This window comes from Micromonospora sp. NPDC049903 (assembly GCF_044460945.1).
Classification (GTDB): Bacteria; Actinomycetota; Actinomycetes; order Mycobacteriales; family Micromonosporaceae; genus Micromonospora.
Window position 1 is genome coordinate 842,132 of sequence record NZ_JBITKL010000001.1, and the last position, 15,745, is coordinate 857,876.

Below are 15,745 nucleotides of genomic sequence, written 5' to 3' on the forward strand. Positions count from 1 at the left end.
CGTTACGGGCAGCAGCCAGCGCCGGGTGACCGGAGCGCCCGCACCGAGAAGGCCGGGCCCCTGGGCGGCTCCAACCCTGGTGCCCACGGCTCACTTCAGGGCAAGTTGGCCGCGCCGAAATCTGATCACGCGTCCGAGCTTGGTGAGTCTGCCCTTGTCGAACGGCAAGGAGAGCAGTTCATCCAGCCAGGCGTCAGCCCGTTCGGTGATGCCGGTCAGGACCCGCCGAACCGCACGCTCCGGCACGCCAAGTGTCTTTCCCAGGCCGACGAAGTCGGCAGCCCTGAAGTCGCCCCCGCTGCGGCCTCCGATCGACAGAGCCATGGTCTTGTCGCCGTAGAGGTATGAGCTTGGCAGGTCGTAGGCGGGAGAGATCCGCCACTCACCGTCGGGGCCCTGAAGCACCGAGAAGTTCTTTGCATGTGCGTCGCCGTTGCCGGTGAGGTAGGCGAAGGCCAACTGTCGAATCAGATCCTGACCGGCGACGGCACGGGCATCGCAGAGATCGGCCAGGCCCGCGAAAGTGCGGTCGGCACCGACTCGATACTTGTCGGCAGGCGGGCGGTCCAACACTTGACAGCCGTCTTCGACAGCCAGCGACAGCGGCAGGCCATCCACAGTGACGCGATCGAAGCGGGCGACCAGCAAACCCGGTATCCCACGAGCGTCGAAGACCAGTCGACTAGACGGCACCTTCAGACCTGACCTGCGAGCAGCGTCGAGAAAGAACTTCTCGTTCTCCACAAGATGTGGATATTCAGCGGGGTTCAGCTTGAGGATGTGACGTTCGCCGGCACGGGCGACCGGCAGGCTGATCATCGCGGCACTCGTCTTGTCCTGGACGCCGGGAAGGGCCTCTCGCTGCGCACGAATGCCCAGTTCGATCAGCAGGTCGGCGAAGCTCATGGAGGAGACCTCGTCGATCACCACCCGCGGCGGCACCATTGCCGGCCGCGTACCTGCCGGCACGATCTGCACGTCGCCCACCGCGTCGGACCCGACCGCGAGCAAGAGGGACAACTCGTCGTCGGCCGACGTCTTCACCGCGCGGCGAAGGGCACCGAGTCGACGCCCCTCTGGCAGTAGTCCAGTGAAGTAGGCGGGAAGTGCGCCCCCGGCACGGACGAGCGGCTCAGTCGTCACCGGCATGGTGGTGGCGACGGGCGCCCCTCCGGCTTCGATCCACGCAACCAGGTAACGGAATTCAATGCCGTCCTGGGTACGGGCAAGCGTGCCCGCATGCCGGCCCGCCTTGAATACGTCCGCCTCGTCGACCGAGCGGAGCCCTTCAAGGGCACCCTCCGACGGTGCGCTCATCGGGGGATTCCTTCACCGAGCGTGACGGCGGGCACGCCACCGCGACGAAGCTCCAGGTGGAGCCCCAGCGCCGACAGCACGGCTATGACCTTGTCCAACTGGACGGAGGGCTTTCCTCGCTCCAGCGCATACACGAAGCGCTCCGACACTCCGGCAAGGTCGGCTAGTTCGCCCTGCCCTAGACCGAGCTGCCGCCGGCGCTTTCTCACCGCACCGGCGAAAGCGGCGCCAGGATCGAGTTCGAGCATGATGCAGGCCCCCATCGACGCCGCACGAACGTGCGGTTCGGCACAAGACTAGCGCGACGAGAGCCCACAGGTCCACCAAAGCAGCGCGATCGTGCGGTTTTGGGCCCGCCAGCCTTTCCACCGCCACCCTCAGTGCCACATCCCGCACGCTCGTGCGGGTTCTTGACTCCCCTCTTCGGTGGTCCGGGATATACCGATCGGGTGGTACCGCGCGAGTCCGTGCGTGGTCACGATGGCCGGATGCATCCTCACGACCCGTACCAGCAGCAGCCGCACCAGCAGCCGTACTACCCGCCACACCAGTACCCGCCTCAGCCGCCGCCGGGGATGTACGCCCAGCAGCCGCCGAACAAAGCTGGGCTGGGTGGGTGGGCGATCGTCCTGTGGATCGCGGTACCGGCGATTCTGATCGCGCTGTGCTGTGCGGGGTGCCTGCTGACCGGGTCTTTCTCGGCGTTCATGGAGGGTTTCAACGAGGGCTTCAACGAGGGCGTGTCGAATCCGTAGTGCTGTGGTGGCGACTCCCGGGTTCGAACCGGTGACCTCTGCGTGAAGGCATAGGAAAGGGCCTCTGGCACCCGGGATTCCTCCCGAGGCCAGAGGCCCTTCCAACCGAGCCGCCTGACGGAATCGAACCGTCGACCTACGCATTACGAGTGCGTCGCTCTAGCCGACTGAGCTAAGGCGGCAACGATCGCCAAGTGTACGGCACGCACCACGCCGGGGCGGAGCGGGATTCCCCGGACTCGGCGGACCGGACAACGGGCACGTTCGGGGTCGGCACGCCCCACCGTGCGGCGCTACGCTCCGGCGGGTGACCGACGACCACATCCCCCGAGACGAACCGGTCGACCCTCCGCCCGGTGACGGTACGCGTCCCGAAGCCCACACCGAGCATGCGACCGAGCCGGAGCCGGCCAGCGGTCGGGCGGCGCCGCTGGGGCCGTACGCCGAGGAGGCGTCCGGAGGGCGGGCGGCGCGACGGCCGCGTAGCACCGATCCGCTGGAGCTGGGCTTCACGCCGCGTAAGCCGGTGCCGTGGCTCGCGCCGTTCCTGCTGATCAGCACCGGTCTGCGGACGTTGTTGGCGGTGCTGTTCGGGGCGTACCTGGACAAGCGGGAACTCCAGAAGGCGCTGGACGCGGAGGTCGCCCGTGAGGTCGGGCCGGACGGCGGGCTCTGGCTCGACTACGTGGCCGACCTGGGCGACGGGTTCAACGCCACGTACTCGGTGGCGTACCTGCTCGCGCAGCGGGAGCTGGAGGTGGACGGGCACCGACTGCCCCGGGCGCAGACCCTGGTGATGGGGGGCGACCAGGTCTACCCGTCGGCCGCGTACGAGGCGTACGAGGATCGGTGCAAGGGGCCCTACCAGGCGGCGCTGCCGACCACGCCGCCGGAGCAGCCGACGATCTTCGCGGTGCCGGGCAACCACGACTGGTACGACGGGCTGACCGCGTTCCTGCGGTTGTTCGTCCGCACCCGGGACCGCCACTTCGGCGGGTGGCGGACCGGCCAGTCCCGCTCGTACTTCGCCGCCGAGCTGCCCGCCGACTGGTGGCTGCTCGGGCTCGACGACCAGTCCGGCTCGTACGTCGACGATCCGCAGCTCACCTACTTCGACGCGGTGGCGGAGAAGCTGGGCCCGCAGAGCAAGGTGATCCTGGCGGTGCCGGCTCCGGCCTGGGTGAAGGCCGTCGACCAGCCCACCGCGTACGACTCGATCGACTATTTCATCCGGACCATCGTCGCGCCCACCGGCGCCCGGGTACGCCTGCTGATCTCCGGCGACCTGCACCACTACGCCCGCTACACCGGGCCGGACGGCCGACAACTGGTCACCTCGGGCAGTGGCGGGGCGTACCTGTACCCGACGCACAAACTGCCCGAGAAGATCGAGGTGCCGCCCCGGGACACCCTGGCCCGCCGGTCCAGCCCCTCTCGCGCGTACGAGCTGGCCGCCCGCTACCCCGACGCGGCCCGCTCCCGCCGGTACGGCTGGGGGATCTTCGGCCGGTTGCCGCTGCGCAATCCCGGCTTCTCCACCCTGCTGGGCATCCTGCACACCCTCCTGATGCTCTCCATGGCCGGGGTGACCGACTTCCGTGCGGAGGCCTCCGAGCAGCGGCTGTTCAGCGTGCCGCTGGTGGCGATGGTGCTGGTGACCGTGCTCGCGGCGGCCATGTTCGCCAAGCCGCCCAGTTCCAGCGGCAAACGGCACGTCCGACACTGGCTGCTGGGTGTCGGGCACGGGCTGGCCCACGTCGGGTTGGGCGCCGCCGGCACCTGGGCGTGGCTGTCGCTGCCCTTCCACGACTGGCCCTGGCCGCTGCCCGCAGTGGCCGCCGCCACGCTCTATCTGCCGGTGATCGGCCTGGTGGCCAGTCAACTGGTGGCCGGGTACCTGCTGGTCGCGAGCGCGTTCGGGGTGAACGTCAACGAACTCTTCGCCGGGCAGGGCATCGAGGACGCCAAGGGCTTCGTGCGGATGCGCATCGAGCCGGACGGCACGCTCACCCTCTATCCGATCGCGGTCGACCGGGTGGGCCGCCGGTGGCGCGTCAATTCCGACGACTCCCCCGAAGCCTCCTGGCTCGTCCCGGCCCGTCCGCTACGTCCCCGCCTGGCCGAGCCTCCCGTCACCCTGCGCTGACCACACCCCCGACGAGGGCGGCGGGCGCGTCCGCCGCCCTCATCGGTGATCCGGGACGAGGTCGGTACGGGAGACTCGGCGGGCACTGTGCTCAGGTTCCCGGCGAACCCGTCACGCGCCGGAGGATGTCGTCGACGACGCTGCTCAACGGCGCGGTGGCATCGATCAGGACGCCGCTGCTCGGGATGTCCTCCCTCGTCCGGTGCAACCGTTCGATGAGCGCGCGTTCCGCCGGTCGTCCGCCCCACTCCTCGGACGGCCGCGCGTCGAGCCGCCGCCGCAGGGTCTCCAGGTCGACGTCGAGGACGAAGACGCCGTCGAACAGGTCGATGAACGTGGAGAAGTTCCGGGATCCGCCGCAGAAGAAGGTCAGCGGCTCGTCGTCCCGGGCGACCAGGGCCCGCACGTCCTCGATCCGCCAGAGGTGGTGCTCGTGCCCGAAACCGTCCACCGGCTCACCGGTCTCCGGGTCGCCCTGGTACGCCAGCTCCCGGTCGCCGTTGACGGCGTGATGGCCACGTCGTTGCAGTTCCTTGCAGACCGAGGTCTTCCCGGTGCCGGAGACGCCCTCGATCAGATAGTTCCGCACACCCATCGCGGCAGGTTACCGAGCGGGGCACGGCACGCGCCGTCCCGCACGGTCACCGCCGGGGCGCCACACCCTCCGGGCCGGACTGGTCGCGGCTGTCGTAGGCGCGGCGCGAACCGCACACGTCGGCGCGGGAGCACAGGGAGCGCGAGCCGTCGGCGTCCAGGCGCACGGTGACGGCGTCGCGGGGAACGCTGTGGCCCACCACCCGGCCCTCACCCTTGGGGGTGGAGACGCGACTGCCGACCTCGGGCGCGGACTCCTGGAATTTCGAGTACAGGGGATGTTCGTATTTGAGACAACACATCAGCCGACCGCAGGCACCGGAGATGCGCAGCGGGTTGAGCGGCAGATCCTGGTCCTTGGCCATCCGGATGGTCACCGGCTCGAAGTCGTTCAGGAACGTGGCGCAGCACAGGTCACGCCCGCAGGAGCCGATGCCGCCCTGCACCCGGGCCGAGTCGCGGGCCGACAACTGGCGCAGCTCCACCCGGCAGTGCAGGGTCGCCCCGAGGTCGCGGACCAGGGAACGGAAGTCCACCCGGTGCGGCGCGGTAAAATAGATGGTGCTGCGCTCGCCGCCGCCGTCGGCGCTGCCGAGCACGTGGTCGATCGCCACCACCTTCATCGGCAGGCCGTGCTCCCGGATCAGCCGCTTCGCCGCGACCTTCGCCTCCGCCTTGCGACGCCGCAGCGTCTCGTCCCGGCGCAGGTCCTCCTCCTGCGCCAGCCCGGCCATTCGGGGAAAGCCCTCGGTGTCGTCGCTGACCCACTGCGCGGCCCAGACGCACTCCGCCACCTCGGGCCCGTCGTCGGTGGGCACCAGCACCTTGTCGCCGACCTGCGGTCGGAAGTCACCCGGGTCGAGGTAGTAGAGACGCCCGTACCGCTGGAAGCTGACTGCGCAGAGCATGCCCATGCTCCTCACCCTACGACGCGCCGCCGGATTTCCGTCGGGCCGAAGTGAGGGGTGATCATCCATGACTGTCGACTCGACCGATCCCGTGCCACCTACCGGTACGACGATGGTGGACCGGACGGCTGAATCCTCCGTCACGGACGGGACAAACGAGGCTCGACAGCGTTGAGTGTGGGGACAGACCTGCGGGGGGTGCAGGGAAGTCACGGCGCCGCCGCGAGGGCCTCACCGGGTACCCGCGTGCGGCGCCGTGCTGCGTGCCGGCGCACCCCGCCCACCGGCGGAGGCCAACCGACGGCCGCGCACTTGGGTAGTCCGGCCGCCCGGGCTGCTACCAGCCGACGCGGGTGGTCGACCCGCCCGGGGCGGTGCCGGGGCGGAACCGGGGCGACGCCGCGCGCATTGGGGACTCGGCCAGGCTCGGGGCCCACTGCCGCAGCAGCGTCTCCGCCCCGTCGTACGCGACGCAGAGCACGGCCAGCACCCGGGCCGCGATCTCGGCGGCGGCAGGCGTGCCCGGTGACGAGGGCCCGGAATGCGGCGACTCGCGGGTAATCGTGGTGGCCGCGACCACCGAGACCGCCTCGGCCGAGCCGATCACCTCGGCCAGGGTGCGGGCGACGGCGAGCCGGCTGCCCTCCACCCAGTCGGCGAGGGCGTCGGCGTACCCGGCGGTGGCTTCCAGCCGCCCCACCAGGCTCTCCGGGCCGTCGTCGAGGTGACGCAGCAGCATCGTCCGGGACTGCCCGTACGCGGCGGCGGCCGGCCCGGACCAGAGCAGCGGATCGGTCAGCGTGGCGCAGGCGTGGTCGTACCCGTGCACGTGCCGGCGCACCGTGTGCCCGGCACCGGCCAACGGTGCCGCCCGCAGGTCGAGGAAGCTGCGCAGGGCGTCGCCGGGCAGCACCTGCATCCGGCGCAGCAGCGGCCAGACCCGGTGGCCCTCCGGAGCCCCGGCGGCGAGCAGGGTGTCGACCCGGCGCAGCAGGTCGATCCCGGGCTCGGCGAGCCGGTCCAGGGCGTCCATCACCTCTCCCCGGCCAACCGGCGGGAGGCGGCGGAGTCGGTGTCGGAATACCGGTCGGCGGCCTGGCGCAGCGCGGTCGCCGTGGCGGTCAACTGCGCGGCGGCGGCGTGCGCCTCGCGGGCCCGGTCACCGGTGGCGTTGACCCACTGCCGGTGCAGCGCCCGCCCGATCTCACCGGGCCGCCCGGGCGCGTCCGCGCCGAAGGAGACCTGCGCGGGGTCGGCGGCGGTGACCGAGCGGGACAGCGCGGTCAGCGTGGCGCTCGCCTCGTCGAGGCGTGCGGCCAGGGCCCGAAGGGTGTCCATCTCACGCCCCCGTCAGTGGCCGGTACGCGGTGAACGTCTCGTTGTGCAGCTTCTCCCGGGCCCACTGGGCGGCGTCCGCCGCAGCGGTCACCGCGGCCCGCACCGAACCCGCGACGTCGCGCGGCTGGCGGGTGTGCAGCGGACCGAGGAAACGCACGTCGGTGATCCGGCCACCGGCGGTCACCACCACCTCGACCAGTCCGTCCGGCGACCGGACGGTGACCTCGACCGTCGCCACGGCCTGGTCGAACTCGGCCTGGAGGGACTCGATCCGGCGGTAGCGTCGGACCGCCTCCTCGATCCACGCCTCGTCGATCTCGCCCCGCGGCATCAGCGGACTCCTCCCCAGCCGTCCTCACTGTGCGTACCGCCGCCGTCACCACGGCACACCGGACCGTACCGCACCAGAATTGGGCGTGTCGATGCCTGCGCGGATCCCGGAGCTGACCGCTCCGTCAGGACTCGGCATCCGGTGGTGCGCGGGGGTCAGCCCTTCCAGAGGGCGAGCATCATCGACTCGACCGCGATCCGGGGCTTGACGTTGGCCTCGATCGCGGACCGGCAGGCGAGCACCGCCTCCAGACGGCGCAGCGCCCCCTCCGCCTGCCACTTGCGGGCACCGGCGTCTGCCAGGTCGGTGGTGTCGGTGTGCACCGGCGCCACCGGCGCCGCCCAGGCGACGGCGAGTGCGTCCCGATAGAAGGCGGCCAGGTCGACCAGGGCCCGGTCCAGCGCGTCCCGCTGGGCCCGGGTCGCCCGGGACTTCTGGCGCCGTTCCAGCTCCTTCAACTGGCCTGCGGAACCCCGGGCGGCGCCCGCCGCACCCCGGCCGGTGCCGCCCGCGCCGAGCGCGGTCTCCAGGGCGGCACGCTCCGCCGCGTCCAGCTCGGCCACGGACGCCCCGGCCTCCGCCTCGGCCGCCTCGATCAGCGCGGACGCCGCGTCGAACGCGGCACCCACCCCGGTCAGCCGACGCGGCACCGCGAGCACCGCGTCCCGCCGCGACCGGGCCTGCGGATCGCCGGCCAGCCGCCGGGCCCGCCCCACGTGCCCCTGGGTGGCCGCCGCCGCCCACCGGGCCACGTCGGGCGCGATGCCGTCGCGGCGTACCAGCACCTCGGCGACCGCCTCGGCGGACGGCTGTCGCAGCGGTACGACCCGGCAGCGCGACCGGATGGTCACCGAGATGTCGTCCGGGTGGGTGGACGGCGCGCAGAGCAGGAAGACCGTCCGGGGCGGCGGTTCCTCCACGGCCTTGAGCAGCGCGTTGCCGGCCGCCTCGGTCAACCGGTCGGCGTCCTCGATGATCACCACCTGCCAGCGCCCGCCGGACGGGGTGCTGGCCGCCCGGAGCACCAGCGCCCGCATGTCGTTGACGCCGATGGAAAGTCCCTCGGGTACCACCAGCCGCACGTCGGCGTGGGTGCCGGCGAGCGTGGTGTGGCACCCCGGGCAGGTGCCGCAGCCGGTGCCGTGGACGCACTGCAACGCGGCGGCGAAGGCGCGTGCCGCCACCGACCGCCCCGATCCCGGCGGCCCGGTGAAGATCCACGCATGGGTCATCCCCGCGCCCGGGTCGGTCCCCGGGGCCGTACCGTCGCCCTCGTCCGGGCCGTCCGGGGACACCGTCGGCTCGGTGGTGTCCGGGCCCTCGGCGGCGCGCAGCACCGCGGCGGCGGCCGACGCCGCACGTCGCAGCGTCTCCACCGCCTCGTCCTGCCCGACCAGGTCGGCGAAGGCGTCCGGCATCAACTTCGCTCCGTCGTCACCAGCTCCGATGGGGATAACTCGGGCTGGACCGAGGTGTCCGGGCCGCTCGCCGGGTCCGGGTGGTTGATGCCGCCGGGGGCACCGAGCAGCTCCTCCACCCGGCGGGCCACCCGCTCGGCGATCTCCTCGGCCGGACGGGAGCCGTCGAGCACCAGGTACCGCTTGGGGTCGGCGGCGGCCAGGTCGAGGAAGGCGTACCGGACCCGCTCGTGGAAGGTGACCGACTCGGCCTCCAGCCGGTCGGCGGCCTGGCTCCGCGCGGCCACCCGGGACAGCCCGGTCCGCGGGTCGACGTCGAGCAGCACCACCAGGTCGGGCTTGAGCCCACCGGTGGCCCAGGAGGAGAGCCAGGAGACCTCGTCGACCGGCAGGGTACGACCGGCGCCCTGGTATGCCAGGGACGAGTCGACGTACCGGTCACTGATCACCACCGCGCCCCGGACCAGGGCGGGACGGACCACGGTGGCCACGTGGTGGGCCCGGTCGGCGGCGTAGAGCAGGGCCTCGGCGCGCGGTGAGGGCGCCTCGTCGCCGGTGGTGTCCAGCACCATCGACCGGATCCGGGAGCCGACGGCGGTCGCGCCCGGTTCCCGGGTCACCACCACGTCCCGCCCGTCGCCGCGCAGCCGCTCGGCGAGCTGGGCGAGCTGGGTCGACTTGCCCGCGCCCTCGCCGCCCTCGAAGACCACGAAGAGCCCGGCCGAGACGAACGGCTCGGCCGGCATCAGCGGGCGGCCCCGGATCGACCCCCACAGGTCGGCCAGGACCGGTACGCCCTTCTTGTCGTCCATCTGCCCGAACGCGCTGATCCCGGCGAAGATCCCGGCGGCACCGGCGACGAGCAGCAGCAGCCGCGTCGAGGAGACCGAGATGCCCAGGTCGGCGATCTCGAACGTGCGGGAGCCGCCGACTCCGGCGAGCAGGCTGCCCAGCGCGATGGCCAGGATCAGCACCAGCCGGGTACCGATCTGCACCACGGCGAAGACCCGGCCGCGTACCTCGTCGGCGACCTCGCCGCCGAGCAGCGTGGTGCCGGAGAGAAAGGCCATGCCGGCCCCGGCGCCGACCAGGATCGCGCCGACCAGCGCCATGGACAGGTGGAGGGCGAAGGCCAGCGTCATCACCGACGCGCTGGCCAGCACGATGCTCATGCCGAACCAGCGCCGCCGGGACATGTCCCGGACGATCATCGGGCCGAGCCCGATGCCCAGGGCGAGGCCCACGAAGATCGCGCCGAACAGCAGGTAGAACGCGGCGTCACCGGCACCGAGCGAGGCGGCGAAGAACCGGGCGGTGCCGATCACGATGCCGCCGCCGGCGAAGGCGCCGAGGATGCCCAGGACCAGCCCGCGTACCAACGGGGTCTGCCCGATGAACCGCCAGCCCTCGGCGAACTGGCGCAGCATGCTCTGCTCGGTGCGGTCCTGCTCGTCGGTCTGGCCCTGACTGATCTCCTTGATGCCGAACGCCACCACCAGGGCGGTGGCGAGCCGGGAGAACGCGTTGAACCAGAGCGCGAGTTGGGCCGGCTCGGCCCAGGACGGCATCTCGCCCCCGGTGGCCGCCCGGATGACGCCGTCGAGCGAGGAGAGCACGATCGCGGCGAAGACCGGGGTGAGGCCGTACGTGGTGATCAGGGTGAGCTGGTTGGCGGTCTCCAGCCGGGCCCGAGGGATGAGGTTGGGGACCGCGGCTTCCTTGGCCGGGATCCAGAGCAGGGTGACCGTCTCGATCAGGAACGTGGCGATCGCCGCCCAGCTCACCACCCGCGCGCCGCTGGCACCGGTGAGTGCGTACAGCGGGATGGAGGCGAACAGCACGAATCGCAGCACGTCGCAGATGACCATGGTCCAGCGGCGGTCGAACCGGTCCGCGAGCACCCCGGCGAACGGGCCGAGCAGCAGTGCGGGCAGCAGCCGGATGGCGATCACGCCACCGAACGCCGCTCCCTTGGCGGTGCTCCCCTCCACCTGCGCGGCGGCGAAGACACTGGTGGCGAGCAGGCCGAGCCAGTCGCCGAACGAGGCGGCACCGAGCACGATCCAGAGCCGGCGGAACGGGCGGATGCGCAGCACCGAGCGGATCGCGCCGTAGCCGGACAGGTCGGCCTGGGCGGCGGGTGCACTCTTCGAGTCGGCGGTCTGGCCGGCGGCACCGCCGCCGGGTAAGCCGGTCGTGTCCCGGCCGGATGTCCCGGCGGGCTGGTCCGTGGACGGCGACACGCCGGACGACTCGCCGTTGAACTGGCTTTCGATGGCCGTACCTCCACGTGCCGGCCCATCGCTGGGCACCCCCGGTGGAACACTCTAGTCCCGACGGGGACCTCTCCCCGTCGCGCATCACCTGCTCGCCGAGCCTAGGACGCGGTTGCCAACCCGATCCCGGCCGGTCAGATGCGAGGGTGTTTCGCATTCACCGTTTCACAGTTAGCGTGCACACGTGGCCACCGACAGCGATAACCTGCGCCACCGGCTGGACCGGGCGACCGCGCACCTCGACCCCCCGTACGCGGTGGTGGATCTCACGGCCTACGACGACAACGCCGCCGCGTTGACCTCGCGGGTCGCCGGCAAGCCGCTGCGGATCGCCAGCAAGTCGCTGCGCTGCCGGGACCTGATCGCCCGCGCGCTGGCCCGCCCGGGCTGGCGGTCGGTGATGGCGTTCACGCTGCCCGAGGCGATCTGGCTGGTCCGGACCGGGGTCACCGCCGACGTGCTGGTGGCGTACCCGACCGCCGACCGGGGGGCACTCGCCGAGTTGGCCGCCGATCCGGCGCTGGCTGCGGCGATCACGCTGATGGTCGACGACGCCGACCAGCTCGACTTCTATGACAGGGTGACCGCCCCGGGCCACCGCCCGGAGCTGCGCGTCTGCCTCGATCTGGACGCCTCGTGGCGACTGCTGGGCGGCCGGGTGCACGTCGGGGTCCGCCGCTCACCGGTGCACACCGCCCGGGCGGCCGGCCGACTCGCCGCCACCGTCGCCCGACGAACCGGATTCCGGCTGGTCGGCCTGATGTCGTACGAGGCACAGATCGCCGGCCTGGGCGACGCACCGCCGGGGCAGGCGGTGCTCGGCGCCGCGATCCGGGTGGCCCAGCGCGGGTCGTACCGCGAGTTGCTGGCCCGCCGGGGTGCGGCGGTGGCCGCGGTACGCGAACACGCCGACCTGGAGTTCGTCAACGGCGGCGGGACCGGCAGCGTGGCCGCCACCAGCGCCGATCCCGCGGTCACCGAGGTCACCGCGGGATCGGGCCTGTACGGGCCGACGCTGTTCGACGCGTACCGCACCTGGCGGCCCACCCCGGCGGCGTTCTTCGCCTGCGCGGTGGTCCGCCGACCGGCACCCGACCTGGCCACCGTGCTCGGCGGCGGCTGGATCGCCTCCGGTTCCGCCGCCGACAGCCGGCTGCCCCGCCCGTGGCTGCCGACCGGCCTCAAGCTGCTCGGCGCCGAGGGTGCCGGTGAGGTGCAGACCCCGCTGACCGGCGCGCCGGCCGCCACCCTGCGCGTCGGGGACCGGGTCTGGTTCCGCCACGCCAAGTCCGGCGAGCTGTGCGAACGGGTGAACGAGCTGCACCTGGTCGACGGCGATCACGTGGTGGGCACCGTACCGACCTACCGGGGCGAGGGACACGCCTTCCTCTGAGCAGGCCACACCGGGACCACGGCGAGGTTCTCCGCCGCAGTCGTGGCGAGGTGTGCTCGGAGCTGCCGATCCGGCGGGCCGGGCGGGTTCCCCGCGGGCTGCGTCGCCGGGTCGGATGGGGTCAGGCGGGCAGCTTTGCCGACGACTCGGCGGACTCGGCGATCTGGTCGTCGCCCGGCTTGGCGGGCTGCCCGACCGGCCGGCGGCCGGTGTCGCCCCGCGCCTCCATCTGACGGTGCAGGTACTCCCGGATCAGCGCCTTGGCCTCGGTCAGCACCCGGTCGTCACCGTCCGACTTGCGCCGGAACGCCAGCTTGATCAGGGAGTCCGCCGCCTCCACCGCGATCTCCAGGTGGAAACGCAGGTCGGGAACGTCGGCGAGCCCGAACCGCTCGGTGAGCACCCGGGCCAGCTGGTCGGCGATCACCCCGTTGTTGTCGCGCTGCTCATCGAGCAGATGCAGGTCGACCACGTCGCCGAAGTGCAAGGTACGGAAGCCGGGAACGGTGCGGTGCATCGTGATGTACTCGTCGATGCCCGCGTCGACCCCGTCCCACCAGTGCGTCAGGTCGTCCGAGGCGAAGCGTTCGTCGAGCCGCTGGAGGTAGGACTCCATCGTGCGCAGCGTGAGCGCCTGCACGATCGCCCGCTTGTCCGGAAAGAACTGGTAGACCGATCCGATCGCCACCTCGGCCCGCTCGGCGAGCAAGGTGGTGGTCAGCCCTTCGTACCCCACCTCGTCGACGAGCTCGGCGCAGGCGTCCAGCATCCGCTGGACGCGCGCGACACTACGGCCCTGCACTGGTACGCGACGCAATGGGCCGGTCGTGGCGGCTGAAGTTGACACTCGCCACCCCCCTTCGACGGATGAACATATCTGCACGTCACGAGTTCGTGACTACCGGTACAACGAGCGGACCTCGATTGCGGTATTTACCAGGAAGAACGTTCCTGATATGAACTCGGTTCATATTCATCTTGAGGAGCACGCCATGGTCGGCACCGGACGCACCCCCACCGCCTGGTCCAACTGGGGCGGCAACCAGCACAGCGTGGCGACCGCCGTCCTGCGCCCGGCATCCGTCGCCGAGGTCGCCGAGCAGGTGCGCGCCGCCACCGCCGCCGGTGAACGGATCCGGCCGGTCGGCAGTGGACACTCCTTCACCCCCGTCGCGGTCGCCGACGGCCGGCGGATGGACCTGAGCCGACTAGCCGTCGACGTACGCGTGAACACCGATCGACGCCAGGTCACCGTACCGGCCGGAATGACGCTGCGGGAACTGAACTCACTGCTCGCCACGCACCACCTGGCGCTGCCGAACCTCGGCGACGTCGACGCGCAGACCGTGGCCGGCGCGATCTCCACCGGCACCCACGGCACCGGCGCCGGATACGGCGGACTGGCCACCTTCGTCGAGGCGCTGACCCTGGTCACCGGCACCGGCGAGATCCTGCACTGCTCCTCCGAGCAGCACCCCGACGTGTTCGACGCGGCCCGGATCTCGCTCGGCGCCCTCGGCGTCCTGGTCGAGGTCACCCTGCGCTGCGTGGACGCCTTCGTGCTGCGGGCCCACGAACGACCCGGACACCTGGACACCGTGCTCACCGGACTACCCGACCTGATCGAGCGGCACGACCACGTCGAGTTCTTCTGGTTCCCGTACACCACCCGGGTGCAGCTCAAGACGAACGACCGGACCACCACCGACGACCGACCGTTGCCCCGCTGGCGCAGCTGGCTGGACGACGACCTCATGGCCAACAGCGTCTTCGCCGCCGCCTGCCGGCTCGGCCGCGCCGCACCGGCCCTGGCCCCACCGATCAGCGCCGTCAGCGCGCGGGTACTCAGCGAACGGGCTTACACCGGCCGCTCCGACACGGTCTTCTGCACCCCGCGCCGGGTCCGCTTCACCGAGATGGAGTACGCACTCCCGCGCGACGCCCTTCCCGAGGCACTGGACGCGCTACGCCGGATCATCGACGATCTGCCGTTCAAGGTGCTGTTCCCGATCGAGGTTCGCTTCACCGCCGCCGACGACATCTGGCTGTCGCACTCGTACGGCCGCGAGTCGGCGTACATCGCGGTGCACCAGTACGTCGGGATGCCGTACGAGCCGTACTTCCGGGCCTTCGAGCAGGTGGCGATCGCCCTGACCGGCCGCCCACACTGGGGCAAGCTGCACTGGCGCGACGCCGACTCGCTGGCCGACGCCTATCCGCGCTGGTCGGAGTTCCAGCAGGTCCGCGCCCGACTCGACCCACACCGGACCTTCACCACCCCCTACCTGGACACCCTGCTGGGCCGCCACCCCACGACCTGAACGACCCACCCATCGACCGATCCCGGCAGGCTGAGCGATCTTGGTGCGTCAACGTCCTTCCTCGGAGGGCGCTCTCGCACCAAGATCGCGACCGATCCTGACAGTTCGCGATGCTGAAGAGGTACGATCTACACGGGACGGGACTTGGTCGATTGCGATCTCGCCGAAACCGATCAGGAACGAAAGCGCCCCCGGAAGAGCACTTCCGTCCGAGGATCGGGACCATGCGCGTCGCCCGGGGAGCGTGCGTGTTGCCTGGGGACGGTCCGACGGCGTCCACCGTGTCCGCACCCCCCTCGCGGCTCATCATGATCCGCACAACTTCATGGATACTGCTGCCTCAGGCACCTCGGAGACAGCAATATCGCTGAAGTTGCGCGGATCTTGCCCGCGCACGCGCAAGCACACCACCCACACGCTGACGCCCGCGTTGATCAAGGAGTTTTGGTCTCGGAGGGGCAGGTCTGAGGGCGCAAACTCCTTGATCAACTCCGGTGGGCCCAGCCCGTCGTTCGGGGGGGCGTCGCCTGAACGGGGAGGGTCTGTGGGGAGTGCCGCCCTGACTGGGGACGGGCCGTGGGGAGAGCGTCGGGTCGTCTGCCCGTGTCGCAGCTTTTCGGCCCAGCCCGGCCCTGCGCCTGCCCAGCGTCCGCATCGGCCAACTCTGAGCCAGTCCTGTCCAGCTCTGTGCCAGCACTCGTTCAGTTCATGGCTAGCGGATCGAGGTCTGTCGCCCCCGATTTTAGGGCGGTGGGTAGATCTGTTGTCGTCGGAGCGACAACAGATCTACCCACCCTCCCCGGGATCACAAGCACACCACCGAACCGGACCCCAAGATCTCGTGGTTGTCCACAGGGGTCGAGCTGGAGTGGCGGTGGCAGGCAAGGTAGTGGCCGGGATGGGTAGGGCAGCGATGTCTGAAGCGGGCTGGTCAGCCGTAGGTCCTCC

General features: G+C 71.3%; 14 protein-coding genes and 1 tRNA gene. 4 read left to right on the forward strand and 11 right to left on the reverse strand.

From position 1 onward, the window contains the following. Positions 1–90 precede the first annotated feature (90 nt). Positions 91–1,317, reverse strand: coding sequence for a type II toxin-antitoxin system HipA family toxin (locus ACIBO1_RS03525; RefSeq protein ID WP_396741063.1), 1,227 nt, complete (start codon positions 1,315–1,317; stop codon positions 91–93). Continuing rightward, positions 1,314–1,565: a helix-turn-helix transcriptional regulator gene (locus ACIBO1_RS03530; protein ID WP_396741064.1), complete on the reverse strand. Its 252-nt coding sequence runs from the start codon at positions 1,563–1,565 to the stop codon at positions 1,314–1,316. Before ACIBO1_RS03530 ends, ACIBO1_RS03525 begins: the two co-directional genes overlap by 4 nt. Positions 1,566–1,805: 240 nt before the next feature. Here ACIBO1_RS03530 and ACIBO1_RS03535 point away from each other — a divergent pair, with 240 nt between their 5' ends. Then, positions 1,806–2,072, forward strand: coding sequence for a hypothetical protein (locus ACIBO1_RS03535; protein WP_396741065.1), 267 nt, complete (start codon positions 1,806–1,808; stop codon positions 2,070–2,072). Positions 2,073–2,180: 108 nt separating this feature from the next. On the opposite strand, the gene ACIBO1_RS03540 is transcribed toward ACIBO1_RS03535, so the two are convergent. After that, a tRNA-Thr gene (locus tag ACIBO1_RS03540) sits at positions 2,181–2,254 on the reverse strand. A 248-nt stretch (positions 2,255–2,502) separates the two neighbouring features. On the opposite strand from ACIBO1_RS03540, the gene ACIBO1_RS03545 reads away from it, so the two are divergent. Continuing rightward, the gene (locus tag ACIBO1_RS03545; protein ID WP_396741503.1) at positions 2,503–4,218 is read left to right on the forward strand and encodes a metallophosphoesterase family protein; all 1,716 of its coding nucleotides are present in this window, start codon (positions 2,503–2,505) and stop codon (positions 4,216–4,218) included. A gap of 91 nt (positions 4,219–4,309) precedes the next feature. Here ACIBO1_RS03545 and ACIBO1_RS03550 read toward each other — a convergent pair whose 3' ends face one another. The 7 genes from ACIBO1_RS03550 to tmk all read right to left on the reverse strand — a co-directional run bounded on the left by ACIBO1_RS03550 (position 4,310) and on the right by tmk (position 10,867). Next, the gene (locus tag ACIBO1_RS03550) at positions 4,310–4,813 is read right to left on the reverse strand and encodes an AAA family ATPase (RefSeq protein ID WP_396741066.1); all 504 of its coding nucleotides are present in this window, start codon (positions 4,811–4,813) and stop codon (positions 4,310–4,312) included. A 46-nt stretch (positions 4,814–4,859) separates the two neighbouring features. Next, entirely contained in the window at positions 4,860–5,726 is an 867-nt protein-coding gene (locus ACIBO1_RS03555; protein ID WP_396741067.1) for a stage 0 sporulation family protein, read from the reverse strand. A 331-nt stretch (positions 5,727–6,057) separates the two neighbouring features. After that, positions 6,058–6,753, reverse strand: coding sequence for a hypothetical protein (locus ACIBO1_RS03560; RefSeq protein ID WP_396741068.1), 696 nt, complete (start codon positions 6,751–6,753; stop codon positions 6,058–6,060). Next, positions 6,753–7,058, reverse strand: a complete 306-nt coding sequence (locus ACIBO1_RS03565) for a hypothetical protein (protein ID WP_396741069.1) — start codon at positions 7,056–7,058, stop codon at positions 6,753–6,755. Before ACIBO1_RS03565 ends, ACIBO1_RS03560 begins: the two co-directional genes overlap by 1 nt. Position 7,059: 1 nt before the next feature. Beyond that, positions 7,060–7,389: a YbaB/EbfC family nucleoid-associated protein gene (locus ACIBO1_RS03570; RefSeq protein ID WP_350700299.1), complete on the reverse strand. Its 330-nt coding sequence runs from the start codon at positions 7,387–7,389 to the stop codon at positions 7,060–7,062. Positions 7,390–7,544: 155 nt separating this feature from the next. Further along, the gene (locus ACIBO1_RS03575) at positions 7,545–8,807 is read right to left on the reverse strand and encodes a DNA polymerase III subunit delta' (RefSeq protein ID WP_396741070.1); all 1,263 of its coding nucleotides are present in this window, start codon (positions 8,805–8,807) and stop codon (positions 7,545–7,547) included. Continuing rightward, positions 8,807–10,867, reverse strand: coding sequence for a dTMP kinase (gene tmk / locus ACIBO1_RS03580; protein WP_396741505.1), 2,061 nt, complete (start codon positions 10,865–10,867; stop codon positions 8,807–8,809). The genes ACIBO1_RS03575 and tmk overlap by 1 nt, the downstream gene beginning before the upstream one ends. Before the next feature lie 400 nt (positions 10,868–11,267). Between tmk and ACIBO1_RS03585 the strand changes: the two genes are divergently transcribed. Then, positions 11,268–12,476, forward strand: coding sequence for an amino acid deaminase/aldolase (locus tag ACIBO1_RS03585; RefSeq protein ID WP_396741071.1), 1,209 nt, complete (start codon positions 11,268–11,270; stop codon positions 12,474–12,476). Positions 12,477–12,597: 121 nt separating this feature from the next. Here ACIBO1_RS03585 and ACIBO1_RS03590 read toward each other — a convergent pair whose 3' ends face one another. Beyond that, the gene (locus ACIBO1_RS03590; RefSeq protein ID WP_396741507.1) at positions 12,598–13,245 is read right to left on the reverse strand and encodes a TetR family transcriptional regulator; all 648 of its coding nucleotides are present in this window, start codon (positions 13,243–13,245) and stop codon (positions 12,598–12,600) included. Between the two features lie 223 nt (positions 13,246–13,468). Here ACIBO1_RS03590 and ACIBO1_RS03595 point away from each other — a divergent pair, with 223 nt between their 5' ends. Continuing rightward, the gene (locus ACIBO1_RS03595; RefSeq protein ID WP_396741072.1) at positions 13,469–14,797 is read left to right on the forward strand and encodes a D-arabinono-1,4-lactone oxidase; all 1,329 of its coding nucleotides are present in this window, start codon (positions 13,469–13,471) and stop codon (positions 14,795–14,797) included. Positions 14,798–15,745 lie beyond the last annotated feature (948 nt).